Genomic DNA, 12,053 nt, shown 5'->3' with positions numbered 1-12,053 from the left:
CTTTATGACGAAACCGGTTTTAAAATATTTTGACTTAGGAAATGCTGTAACGGCATTCTCGACGACACGTAAGGGTGGGGAGAGTAGTGGTAGTTACGGTGAATTCAATATTAACTGTTTTTGTGGCGATGATTTGTCATGCATCGTAGCAAATCGTAGATCTTTGGCACAGGTACTGGGAGTGGATGAGGATCATATTATTCAGTCTCATCAAACTCATGATACTGTGTGCCGAATGATTACCGGAAATTACTTTCAATTGCCGGTGAATGCGCGCAAGATGCTTCTTGAAGGTGTGGATTGCGTGATGACAAACGAATTAGGTGTATGTGTTGGGGTATCAACAGCAGATTGTATCCCAGTACTATTATATGATGAAAAACATCATGCTGCTGCAGCTGTTCATGCAGGATGGCGAGGTACTGTTGCTCGTATCGTAGAAAAGGCTGTTGTGGAAATGCAGTATGGTTATCAGACTGATCCTAAAGATATAAAAGCTGTTATCGGACCTGGTATTTCGTTATATGCTTTTGAGGTGGGACAGGAAGTGTATGATGAATTCGCTCATGCTGGTTTTGATATGAGCAGAATTGCGAAAATGTATAATAAATGGCATATTGATTTGCCTGAATGTAATCGAATTCAACTTGAATGTGCAGGGGTTATTCCCGCAAATATTTACATGTCAGGTATATGTACATATTCTCAGCCGGAAGAATTCTTTTCTGCTCGACGCTTGGGAAAGGAATCGGGTAGAATTTTCACCGGTATACTCTTGAAATAATAAATGTTGTGCGAAGATTATTTACTTCGTTATGTTTAACCTCTAATGTTAAAACCTTTTGCGAAAATGAAGATGAAAATGCGACAGGTCTTTGTGGCGGCAGCTGTCATCGTGACGACATCAGCTTTTGCTCCCGTTAAAGACAATTTCTCTACTGCTGAACAGCAGCAGATTAGTATTGCGACGACTGGATTATTCGACCGAAGCAATACTATTGATATTAATTTTGCCGTTCTTAGTGAACGTGAATATTCTTTTCCTTTACCAGTAGGTAAAGCTAAACTTCTACCTAATCATATTGTTGAGATAACAACATCTAAAGGTGACGCGGTAAGAGCCATGTTTGATGGTGTCGTGCGCTTGTCTTGTAAAGTTGGAAATATGGGTAATGTTATAGTTATTCGCCATGATAATGGATTGGAGACTGTATATGCCAATAATGCACAGAATCTTGTTGAAGTCGGAAAGCATGTAAAATCGGGTAATACTATTGCTATCGTAGGTGAAAAGAATGGTAAGGCCTATTGTGATTTCTCGATTATGATTAATGGTGGCAAGATAAATCCTGAGACTGTTCTGGATTTAAATAGTCATCGCCTTCGTAAACAAGTTCTAACTTGTAAGAAGTTAGGTCGTCATGTTCGTGTATCTGTTGTTTCTGATGAGAAAAAATCAAAGGCTATGGCTGCTGTTGTTTCTGTAAAACGTAGGACGATTACAAGTCTTGATCCTTCTGATGAGGTGGCTAGTGACAATGATGCAGCATTTAAGCTCAATCTTTCTAATATAGAACGGTCACATTGGGCATATCCTTTGGCTGGTAGTCATGTGATTAGTCCTTATGGTGGGCGTAGAAATCATTCTGGTGTTGACGTGAAGACATGTGCTGGTGATAAGATCTTGGCAGCTTTTGATGGCGTTGTTACCCGTTCTGGTTGGTATTTTGGATATGGTAAATGTGTTGTTATTAAGCATGCCTATGGTTTTGAAACTCTTTACGGACATCAGTCAAAAAATTTGGTGTCTGTGGGACAGAAGGTAAAGGCTGGCGATGTGATAGGACTTACTGGTCGTACCGGTCGTGCTACTACGGAGCATTTGCATTTCGAGGTGCTTTATAAAGGCCATCGAGTAAATCCTGCTATGATATTTGATCATGCTAATAAATCTCTGCAGCAATCTACACTGACTTTAAATGTAAATGGCAAGTTATCTTCTCAGCGCAATCTTTATGCACAGGGAAAATAATGATATCATATAATGTTAAGACCTTTCTTTTTAAGCACGCTTAAAAAGAAAGGTCCTTTAGAAAACATTTTATTTCTTACGTTGAGACTTTCGGTTGGCTCTCTGCTGACGATATTTTGCTTTTTGTCGAGCAGAACCGCTACCGTGCGCTCCCGTAATGTACTTCTTCTTCTTGGCTTTGGTCTTTACCTTATCTTCTTTAGGGCCTCCTTTCGGGGCACTTTTAAAGACGATACCGCCTTCAAGAATCTGATCAAATTCATCTGCCATATAACAGTAGATTAATGGTGGAACAAACGAACACCAGTGAATGCCATGGCGATGCCATATTTGTCACAGGTTTCGATAACATTATCATCGCGGATGCTGCCACCTGCCTGTGCAATATATTCTACACCACTCTTATGTGCGCGTTCGATGTTATCACCGAATGGGAAGAATGCGTCACTGCCAAGGGCAACATTTGTATTCTTTGCAATCCATGCTTTTTTCTCTTCGCGTGTCAATGGCTCTGGCTTCTCTGTGAAGAACTGTTGCCATGTGCCTTCACGCAATACATCTTCCCACTCTTCACTGATATATACATTGATGGTGTTATCACGATCGGCGCGTCGGATACCTGGTTTGAAAGGAAGGTTCATCACCTTTGGACACTGACGTAACCACCACTCATCGGCCTTGCTACCTGCCAGACGAGTACAGTGGATACGGCTCTGTTGACCAGCTCCGATACCAATCGCCTGTCCGTCTTTTACGTAACATACAGAGTTACTTTGAGTATATTTCAGAGTGATAAGACTGATCATCAAATCACGGATAGCTTCTTTGCTGAATGTCTTGTTTTGTGTAGGAATATTTTCGAATAGCTTAGGATCGTTGAGCTTGATTTCATTGCGTCCTTGCTCGAAAGTAATTCCATATACCTGTTTGTGCTCTACAGGCTCTGGTACATAGTTAGGGTCTATCTTGATAACATTATAGGTACCCTTGCGCTTGTTTTTGAGAATTTCGAGTGCTTCTGGAGTATAGTCTGGAGCGATGACACCATCACTTACCTCTCGCTTGATAAGGCGTGCTGTAGCTTCGTCGCAGGTGTCGCTTAGAGCGCAGAAATCACCATAAGAGCACATTCTATCAGCACCACGTGCGCGAGCGTATGCGCTTGCTAATGGAGTTAGTTCAAAATCGATGTCATCGACGAAATATATCTTCTTGAGCGTGTCGCTTAAAGGGAGTCCTACTGCGGCACCGGCAGGAGATACATGCTTGAAACTGGCTGCTGCAGGAAGACCTGTGGCCTCCTTCAGTTCCTTTACTAACTGCCAACTGTTTAGTGCGTCCAGAAAATTGATATATCCAGGGCGACCATTTAAAACTTCAACCGGAAGTTCGCCGTTCTCCATATAGATTCGAGCTGGCTTCTGGTTTGGATTACATCCGTACTTTAGAGCTAATTCTTTCATTTTAGGTGGTATAAATAAATCTTTGTGCAAATTTACTACTTTTCTTCGAATTATATAGCTAGAAAACTGCAAAATTAGTTACCTTTGCACATATTTTATTACGTTAGGTTATGAAACGGGATTGGAAACTTCTGATAGATGAAGTTGAGAAGAAAGTAGGGGATTCTATTCATGTCCAAAAGAATTTGGATAAGATAGTAGAAATTTTTAAGAAGCATCATTGGTCTCTTAATTCGTTATCGCCTGAAGCGAAAGACCGTATTGCCCTGTTTGCGGGGTTTCAAAGTTGGGCTGACTTTCAGGAGGCTCTTCGTGGTGATGATGATGGAGAATCCAACTATGAAAGTGATTAAAATTAAAAAGAGGTCTTACTCTTTCGAGTAAAACCTCTTTTTATTTCTTTTCGTGTCAACCGACGATTACTCGCCTGTAACAGTTCTCTTCTCAGCAATACGAGCCTTCTTACCAGTAAGGTTACGAAGGTAGTACAACTTAGCACGACGAACTTTACCACGCTTGTTAACCTCGATGCTGTCGATGTTAGGTGACTCAAGAGGGAAGATACGCTCTACACCTACGGTACCAGACATCTTACGAACAGTAAAACGTTTTTTGTCACCATGACCAGAGATCTTGATAACAACACCACGATACAGCTGAATACGCTGCTTGTTACCCTCGACGATTTTGTAAGCGACAGTGATAGTATCACCAGGGTTGAACTCAGGGAACTGTTTGCCGGTTGCAAATGCTTCTTCAGCAACTTTAATTAAATCCATTTTATTTAATAATTAAATTTGTTTGTCGTTCCAACCTAACATTGCAAGTAACTCTTCTACTGCTAGCGGTTAGGCCGAAAAGCGGTTGCAAAGTTAATAAGTTTATTCGTAACTTCCAAATTTTCAAGCTCTTACTTTGCTATTTTACAATTATTTTGTTATAAATTAGGTATCAGAAACTGTATTTGTTTATTTTTTACTAACTTTGCATGGAAAAATAAATTCGCTTATTATGCAAAGTAAACTTATGTTTTTATCAATGGCATCAATGCTTATATTTGGTGCTTCTTGTTCTTCTCATTATGTGTTGACGGGTGTTCATCGTTCTCGCATATTGGTTGATGATAGATATGATGCTTCATCGGATGCTAAGGCGGTGGCTTTCATAAAACCTTATCAGCATCAGGTAGATAGTATTATGAGCCCTGTTGTTGGTACTATTTCTAAGTATGTTGCTGCTCATCAGCCTGAAAGTGAAATTTCTAATCTTCTGGCTGATATCCTTATCTGGGGTGGAAAGGAGTTTAATGAACATCCTGTTGTTTCTGTTTATAATATGGGTGGTATCCGTGCTCCTTTTGCCAAGGGAAAAGTTACTTATGGCGATGTTGTTGAGGTTGCTCCGTTTGAGAACAAAATATGTTTCCTTACATTGAACGGCTCTGAATTGCTGGAGTTGTTTGGGCAAATAGCGAAGAGAGGCGGTGAAGGTATAAACCATGGTGTCAACCTTGTAATCAGTAAAGATGGTAAACTGTTGGATGCAAAGGTAAATGGTGAAGAAGTTGATCTTGCCAAAGATTATCGTATTGCGACAATAGATTATCTTGCTCAAGGTAATGATGGACTTGGTGCCTTAAAGAAAGGTAGGAATCTTCTTTCTCCACAGGAGAAGAAAAATGATACCCGCTTTATTATCATGGATTATTTTCGCGAGCAGATGGCTAAGGGAATTACTGTTGACCCGAAGATGGAGGGACGAATTGTTGTTAAATAAGGTATGTTGAACTTAGATTTTTTATGTGATGAATAAACTGAATTCTTTTCTTTTGTTTTGTTTCCTTCTGATGTCTTCTACATCTGCTTGGGCTCAGAAACAATTGGTGATATTACATACGAATGATACGCATAGCTGTGTGATGCCTTTAAGTAAAGGCCTTGCAGATACTTTGTTTGCTGGTCGTGGAGGTTTTGTACGTCGTGTTGCAATGATTAAGGAACAGCGTGCGCAGAACCCGAACTTGTTGCTTTTTGATAGTGGTGATTTTTCTCAGGGGTCTCCTTATTATACTCTCTATAAAGGTGATGTTGAGATTGGCCTGATGAATGAGATGGGATATGATGCTGCTACGATAGGAAATCATGAGTTCGATTTTGGAATGGATAATATGGTTCGTATCTTTAAGAAAGCTAAATTTCCAATCTTATGTTCAAATTATGATTTCTCTGGTACGAAGTTGAAGGACATTGTAAAGCCTTGGGCTATTATCAAGCGTAATGGTGTAAAGATTGGTTTATTTGCACTTTGTCCAAAGTTGGCTGGTCTTGTCTCTACTAAAAATTATGGTCCTATTAAATATCTGAATCCTGTGGAAGTGGGGGGGAAGATGGCAACTTTCCTGAAGAAAAAAAAGAAATGTGATCTTGTAATCTGTATTTCTCACTTAGGCTTTAACATTGGAGGAGATGATGATGTTAAGTTAGTAGAGGGTACCAGAAACATAGATCTGGTTCTTGGCGGTCATTCTCATACTTATCTGAAGCAGTTAGAATATCGAAAGAACTTGGATGGAAAGGATGTTGGCATCGATCAGAATGGTAAGCATGGAATCTTCGTCGGTAAACTTGTTTTAGATCTTACTCGAAGTAAAAAGTAAGGGCTAGTATTTTTGATCGAGCTTTATTAATAGAATTGGTATATGGCAGCATACTAGGGTCTCTTAGTTTGTTGCCATGTTTTGTGTCTAATGAATTTATCAGGCTATACATGAATTTCAACTCCGGACGAAGTTTGAAGTATGGGAGGTAAAGGTCACAGCCAACACCAATCTCTGTATAGCAATCATATTTTTTGAGTTTTATATAACTGTCGTTGGTATTATTCAGATTTAACATAGGATTAAGTCCAATCAATACGTATGGGCGATGATTGTTGAATCTGGGAGCTGCGGCAATGAGATCAAAGGCTGACGAAATGTATGTAGATTTGATTTCTTGTCTTTTTTCAATTGCATCTGAATGGTTTACGAATTTTATGTGTCGTGTACCGAAATACATTGCTGGTGTCCATCTAAATTGTAGATAGGTGTTAAGCCTTACTTCTCCTAACAGGCCAACGGTGAACCCCATATCCCATCTGTCTTGGTCTGTTGATATGACAACTTGTTTGGGATCGGTGTTGTCATCTGTGATACGCTGTAGTCCGACATTATTGAATTCTATATCTTGTAAGTGACTGCCTACTAATACTCCGAAATGGATAGGGCGTAGGTCTATATAAGGCTTGTTTTGTACAATCCTTTCTTGTGCCTTGATGCTTAAGAATAGTGCTGATAGTATGATTATACCAATGAATCTTTTCATGGTTAGATAACGTATTTGTTTCTATTCTATTGTTTAAAACTTCTTTCAATCTTTACTTTTCTGTTGTAGTGGCTCATTCATCATTTGCAGATACATTTTATCGGCTATATATTACCTAAATAATTGGATATCGTATAAATTATATAAAAATGTATACTTAATTTTAGGTATTACGAAAAATATTATTATCTTTGCATCATGCAAAATGGGGGGCTTCCCCATATTGATAGAAACAATATTATTAACAATAAATTATTTAATTATGGCTTACGTAATTGGTGATGATTGTATCGCTTGTGGTACATGTATCGATGAGTGCCCATCTGGCGCAATTTCAGAGGGCGAAAAGTATTCTATTAATCCAGATGTTTGCACAGAGTGTGGTACTTGTGCTGATGTTTGTCCTAACGAGGCTATCAGCCTTCCTTAATAGAAGCATACTTTTAGTTACATAGAAGAATAAAAAGGCGGCCTAATTTAGGTCGCCTTTTATAATGATGGGGGTATAAAAAAAGAGATTCAAATTGAATCTCTTTTTTATCTTATTTATTTTGTTTATTCAATTCCAAGAGCTGCCTTTGCATTCTTGTCATCTGGACTAAGTTCAAGAAGTTTCTGATAATATGGTTTTGCTTCCTCTAGATTATTCTTAGTACCCCAATAGTAGTAACCAATATTTTGCAATGCAGAAATCAAAGTACCCTTGTCATCAGCGCTTAGGTTGTCCTTATTAGGTTCAAGGTTATTGATTATCTTCAAGAGATATTCTGCACCCTTGTCATCGAAGCCACAAGAAGTACCTTGGATACCAGCCTGTAGGTATGCCCAGTTCTGCAAAGAAGGCCATTTCTTAGCCATATTTTCATAGATAGCAATGGCTTTGTCAAAGTTAGCTTGCTTATGATCGTTCTTCTTTACTTTCTGTATATAGATGTTAGCGAGTTTAGCAAAGTCTGATGGAGTTGTATTCTCACTATTATCCATATATTTCTGACTCCATTCAAGTGCCTCGTCCTCTTTTCCTGCTGCTGTATATACTTCTGAGATATACTGATATGGCTTGAAGTCTTTGTTGTTTAGTTCAAAGGCTTTCTTGAAAGCTTCTACTGCAGCATCATATTGTGTTGCACCTTTTAAAGCTAATCCATAGTATGTATAGTCACGTGCAGATTTCTTTACTGTATCGTTTTCAATAACGAGTTTTGCATTCTTCAAAGCCTCGTCATATTTCTGTAAGTCAACAGCGTCCCACATAGAAACTCTATAGAAAGAGATGTCACTAGGGTATTTGTTAATACCGAATTGTGCTACTTCGAAACTCTTGTCTTTGTTGTTATTCATGTAAGCTGATACAGCATACTCGAACAGATAGTATTCTGACAAAGTGTTAATGTCGCACTTGTTGAAGTATTCTACAGCCTTGTCATATTTCTGTCCTGTGTAGAATGTATTTGCAGTTTCTGCATTGATAGGGAAATCTGGACGAACTTCCTGTAACTTCAACAGAGCCTTAGCAGACTCTTCTGGATCGACTTTCTGATAGATACGTGAGTAGCTCATGTATCCCTGAGGATTCTTTGGATCCATGATCATGGCCTGCTGATACCAACTTGCAGCATCACCACCGTTGTCTTTCATTACTTGAATGTCACCTAAAAGGATATAAGCATCACCGAAATTCTTATTCTTAGCGATTGCAAGATTTGCCATCTCCTCAGCTTCAGCATATTTCTTGTTCATCGCAAAGATGTTTCCAAGTGCTACCAATGCTTTTGGATCTTTCTTAAATGTCTTCTTGTAATTCTTAATGAGGTCTTTCCCCGCTTCTGCATTATTAGGGTCAGCTTTTAAAGCTTGCTCAATAGGAGTTAGTAAATTTTTGAAATTTACATCCTGTGCCATTACTGGAGTTGATAAACTTAGTACCAAGGCGCCAGCTAATAAATATTTCTTTGTTTTCATAATCAATTTCTTTGATGAATACAATATGTATTTATTGGTAAGACGTTTAACATCTTAGAAAGTTTATATTTTTATTATCTCTTAACATCGACAGTTTTTATAGTTATATCGCCACGATAGGGTAATAGGCCTGATTTAAAGATAATCAACTGTCCTCTAGGGTTCGTAATGTAGTTGGCGAAACTCCATGGCAGTGCTTTGCTTGGGTCTACCACATTACAATATAGTGTTCTTACGAATGGGTATCGTCCATCCAGTAAGTATGCCTGGTATGGTTTCCAACTGTTCATTGGAGTAGCCTTTTTGGCTATTGATACCGACATAACATGAATATTCTTCTTAAATGTTGTGTTTGTGGAATCTCTCTTATCATTTAGCCAATTGGAACCTATGATTCCAATAGCATTTGGAGTCTTATCAACGTAGTCGATAACGGCTTTACTATTCTTTGCAGCAAATACCGATGGACTTGTTATGTGTTTTCCTCCTAAGATAGAATCCTCAACATAATGTAAAGTAGCACTTGCTCTATTGTCAAACACTACCTCAATATCTCCTCTTTTGCTACCCGGATTTATATCACTCCATTTTGTAGCCTGGCCAAGCAAAATCTTCTTCACGTTGTTCACGGTGATGCAAGTATCATTATTTGCTCGGTTTACAATTAGCGCTAAGCCATCGTAGCCAATAGGGAATACCTGAGGAATAATATTCTTGGACTTGAAATATGCAATTTGCCCATCTGATAATCCTCTTGATGTTATAAGCAAACAGGTTTTCATACCTTCCAGCATCTTAAAACCTGTTATCTCATCAGTATAAATAGATTTTAAATGTGCTTTAGGATATTCAAATTCGAACTGTTGGCGTTCTTCTTCGATAATGGGACTAAAACTTTCGTCAGAGACGAATGTTATCGTCCCTGACGTCGGTGTATCTGTTCTACTACTTTTTTTCTTGTTCCCGCCACAGGCAGAGAACAAGAAAATAGTAGACAGTGTTAATCCTACTAATATGTAAGATAATGTTCTTTTCATTATTACTGTAATCTGAAAGTTACAGGTACGTTATATTTCACACGTACAGCCTGACCATTCTGTTTACCAGGAGTCCAGCGTGGCATGCTACGTACAACACGTGCTGCTTCACGATCTAGAGATGGGTCTACTGACTTCAAAATATTTACATCAGTAATAGAACCATCGCGCTCAACAACAAAGCCTACGATAACACGTCCTTGTACTCCATTCTCTTGTGCAACAACAGGATATTTGATGTTGCTGTTAAGGTAAGACATCAAAGCACCGGTACCACCTGGGTAAGAAGGCATCTGCTCTACCATATCGAATACCTTATTGCTTACTTCTGGTTTTGGAGCTGGTGGTGGAGGAGGAGTACCTACGGCAATATCATTACGTACTGCTTCAACAGTACGGTCAGTAGTACCTTTTACGTTCTCTGTACCTACTGCTACCTTTGCGTCCAACTGGTCCATCTGCTTAACCTGATTTTCCTCTTTTACGAGTTCATCTTTCTTGATGACAGGTGCTGTAAATTTCTGAGTTTGACGTGCTACTGGAATTTCCTTTTTAGGTTCAACCTTTGGCTTAACAACATCTTTCTTCTCTCTCTTCTTTGCTTGTTCCTGAAGCTTAGAAAGTTGTAGAGCTTCGAGACGTGCTTGAGCAGCTTCATCAGCTTTTTGCTTTTGAATCTTATAAACAAGGAATCCACCAATCAGAAGTGCAGCTACTACCAAGATTGTTAAGGCTTTGATGTTACGACCAGAAGTTCCCATACGGAGCTTGTAGGCACCATATGCTTTGTTCTTGTCGGCGAACACCAAGTCGACCCATTTAGGATCATATAAATCTATTTTTGCCATTTTTCTTGTTTTAATTGTTTTACGTTATATTAAAGCTTAATGTTACGAGATTTCAAAAGTCTCAAATCATCGTCATTAATCTTGTCAATAACGTAGGTTCCAATATTCAATATCTGCATTTCATCGAGAGCATCGACCATATTCTTATATGTAGCATTATCACTAGGTTTGATAATGATAGTCAAAGTAGGAATCTTTTCTCCGTCAGGAAGCTGACCACCTTTGAGCTCACTAAGTTTCTTCTGATAGATGCTATCAGGATACATCTTAGGGTTTTGAGCCTTCTTCTGGTTTAGCTCCTTAACAGCTAAAGAGATTCTCTCAACAGGACGTGTTCCATTCTCTGTTGCATGGTTGCGAAGAACAGTACGGATACCATCCTTTGCATTTCCCCATGTTGCTTCCTTCAACCAAGCAGGGTTGTCATATTGAGGAATGCCCTCGCCATAGTACAACTTGTTGTCTGCAGTGACATATAAGGTAACAGATTCTGAAGCTTTTGCCTCATTTTTCTGGTCCTCTTGAGTGTTCTGGTCATTACTTGGCATGGTTAGCTCCATGGTCTGAGGCTTACTCAATGTGGTACAAAGCATGAAGAAGGTAATCAACAACATCAACATATCCACCATTGGTGTGAAGTCGACGCGTACATTGACTTTCTTCTGCTTACTTTCTTTACTTTTTGCCATATTATTCGTCCTCCTTCTTTAACTGAGTAATCATGTAGTAATGACTCTCGTCCATATCCTGAAGCTCGTTCATAACCTTCTTAACAGTCTTGTAAGGAGTTGCTGCGTCAGCCTTTAAAGCAATTTTGATGTCCTCATTGACTGTACGTGCAGCATTTACCCACTGCTGGAATTCACTCATACCACCATCGATAGAATCGAGAGGAATACCCTTTGTAGGAAGAGCTTTCTGACGAGCTTGTGATGGAAGAGCAAGATATGCTGCGAGCTCTTTCATAGGAACTCCAAATGTAGACTCACCAGCGAAGGTTTCCTCTTGCTTTGGACTTAAAGTGATGTTGAAAGCACTAGTCATAGAGCCGAGAGTATTCTTCAGGTTGTCTGCATTATCAATACTCATAAATACCTGACCTTCTCCAGTAGGTTTGCCAGCGGCATCCTTTTCTGGGCTTACCAGGATTGTTAATACGCCGTTCTCAGGCACCTTGATTTCAGACACAGAACCTGGTGTGTTTACCTTTACAGGCTCACTCTTTACGAATGTAGAAGTAAGCATGAAGAAGGTAAGCAACAGGGTCATAACGTCTGACATAGGCGTCATATCGATCCAAACGTCACTTTTCTTAATTTTTACTTTACCCATAGCGATAAAATTTTAAA

Annotated in this window: 15 protein-coding genes; 6 read left to right on the top strand and 9 right to left on the bottom strand. The window is 39.1% G+C overall.

Annotated elements, in window-relative coordinates; genetic code table 11:
* Nucleotides 1-4 precede the first annotated feature (4 nt).
* Nucleotides 5-784, top strand: coding sequence for a peptidoglycan editing factor PgeF (gene pgeF, locus K333_RS0105605; RefSeq protein ID WP_024989707.1), 780 nt, complete (start codon nucleotides 5-7; stop codon nucleotides 782-784).
* A 66-nt stretch (nucleotides 785-850) separates the two neighbouring features.
* Nucleotides 851-2,032: a M23 family metallopeptidase gene (locus K333_RS0105600; RefSeq protein WP_024989706.1), complete on the top strand. Its 1,182-nt coding sequence runs from the start codon at nucleotides 851-853 to the stop codon at nucleotides 2,030-2,032.
* A gap of 69 nt (nucleotides 2,033-2,101) precedes the next feature.
* Here K333_RS0105600 and K333_RS0105595 read toward each other — a convergent pair whose 3' ends face one another.
* On the bottom strand, nucleotides 2,102-2,302 hold the full coding sequence (locus K333_RS0105595; protein WP_024989705.1) for a hypothetical protein: 201 nt from the start codon (nucleotides 2,300-2,302) through the stop codon (nucleotides 2,102-2,104).
* A gap of 11 nt (nucleotides 2,303-2,313) precedes the next feature.
* On the bottom strand, nucleotides 2,314-3,495 hold the full coding sequence (locus tag K333_RS0105590) for a phosphoribosylaminoimidazolecarboxamide formyltransferase (protein ID WP_027452434.1): 1,182 nt from the start codon (nucleotides 3,493-3,495) through the stop codon (nucleotides 2,314-2,316).
* 110 nt (nucleotides 3,496-3,605) lie between these two features.
* Here K333_RS0105590 and K333_RS0105585 point away from each other — a divergent pair, with 110 nt between their 5' ends.
* Nucleotides 3,606-3,848 (top strand): hypothetical protein, encoded by a 243-nt coding sequence (locus K333_RS0105585; protein ID WP_024989704.1) that lies wholly within the window; start codon nucleotides 3,606-3,608, stop codon nucleotides 3,846-3,848.
* A 66-nt stretch (nucleotides 3,849-3,914) separates the two neighbouring features.
* On the opposite strand, the gene rplS is transcribed toward K333_RS0105585, so the two are convergent.
* Nucleotides 3,915-4,274: a 50S ribosomal protein L19 gene (rplS, locus tag K333_RS0105580; protein ID WP_024989703.1), complete on the bottom strand. Its 360-nt coding sequence runs from the start codon at nucleotides 4,272-4,274 to the stop codon at nucleotides 3,915-3,917.
* Between the two features lie 232 nt (nucleotides 4,275-4,506).
* Between rplS and K333_RS0105575 the strand changes: the two genes are divergently transcribed.
* Nucleotides 4,507-5,271, top strand: coding sequence for a 5'-nucleotidase C-terminal domain-containing protein (locus K333_RS0105575; protein ID WP_024989702.1), 765 nt, complete (start codon nucleotides 4,507-4,509; stop codon nucleotides 5,269-5,271).
* 28 nt (nucleotides 5,272-5,299) lie between these two features.
* A complete protein-coding gene (locus K333_RS0105570) occupies nucleotides 5,300-6,151 on the top strand; it encodes a bifunctional metallophosphatase/5'-nucleotidase (RefSeq protein WP_024989701.1) in 852 nt (283 codons plus the stop codon).
* Here K333_RS0105570 and porT read toward each other — a convergent pair.
* Nucleotides 6,132-6,857: a type IX secretion/gliding motility protein PorT/SprT gene (gene porT / locus K333_RS0105565; RefSeq protein ID WP_024989700.1), complete on the bottom strand. Its 726-nt coding sequence runs from the start codon at nucleotides 6,855-6,857 to the stop codon at nucleotides 6,132-6,134. The genes K333_RS0105570 and porT overlap by 20 nt on opposite strands.
* A 262-nt stretch (nucleotides 6,858-7,119) precedes the next feature.
* Here porT and K333_RS0105560 point away from each other — a divergent pair, with 262 nt between their 5' ends.
* Entirely contained in the window at nucleotides 7,120-7,287 is a 168-nt protein-coding gene (locus K333_RS0105560) for a 4Fe-4S binding protein (protein WP_022327039.1), read from the top strand.
* Between the two features lie 125 nt (nucleotides 7,288-7,412).
* On the opposite strand, the gene K333_RS0105555 is transcribed toward K333_RS0105560, so the two are convergent.
* The 5 genes from K333_RS0105555 to K333_RS0105535 all read right to left on the bottom strand — a co-directional run bounded on the left by K333_RS0105555 (nucleotide 7,413) and on the right by K333_RS0105535 (nucleotide 12,036).
* The gene (locus tag K333_RS0105555) at nucleotides 7,413-8,819 is read right to left on the bottom strand and encodes a tetratricopeptide repeat protein (RefSeq protein ID WP_027452433.1); all 1,407 of its coding nucleotides are present in this window, start codon (nucleotides 8,817-8,819) and stop codon (nucleotides 7,413-7,415) included.
* Between the two features lie 74 nt (nucleotides 8,820-8,893).
* Complete coding sequence (locus tag K333_RS0105550) at nucleotides 8,894-9,856, bottom strand: PstS family phosphate ABC transporter substrate-binding protein (protein ID WP_024989699.1); 963 nt, start codon at nucleotides 9,854-9,856, stop codon at nucleotides 8,894-8,896.
* 2 nt (nucleotides 9,857-9,858) lie between these two features.
* The gene (locus K333_RS0105545) at nucleotides 9,859-10,704 is read right to left on the bottom strand and encodes an energy transducer TonB (protein WP_024989698.1); all 846 of its coding nucleotides are present in this window, start codon (nucleotides 10,702-10,704) and stop codon (nucleotides 9,859-9,861) included.
* Between the two features lie 29 nt (nucleotides 10,705-10,733).
* Entirely contained in the window at nucleotides 10,734-11,393 is a 660-nt protein-coding gene (locus K333_RS0105540; protein ID WP_024989697.1) for an ExbD/TolR family protein, read from the bottom strand.
* A 1-nt stretch (nucleotide 11,394) separates the two neighbouring features.
* Nucleotides 11,395-12,036, bottom strand: a complete 642-nt coding sequence (locus K333_RS0105535) for an ExbD/TolR family protein (RefSeq protein WP_024989696.1) — start codon at nucleotides 12,034-12,036, stop codon at nucleotides 11,395-11,397.
* Between the last annotated feature and the right edge of the window lie 17 nt (nucleotides 12,037-12,053).

This window comes from Segatella albensis DSM 11370 = JCM 12258, from assembly GCF_000426565.1.
Classification (GTDB): Bacteria; Bacteroidota; Bacteroidia; order Bacteroidales; family Bacteroidaceae; genus Prevotella; species Prevotella albensis.
This window is presented reverse-complemented; position numbering and strand designations above follow the sequence as displayed.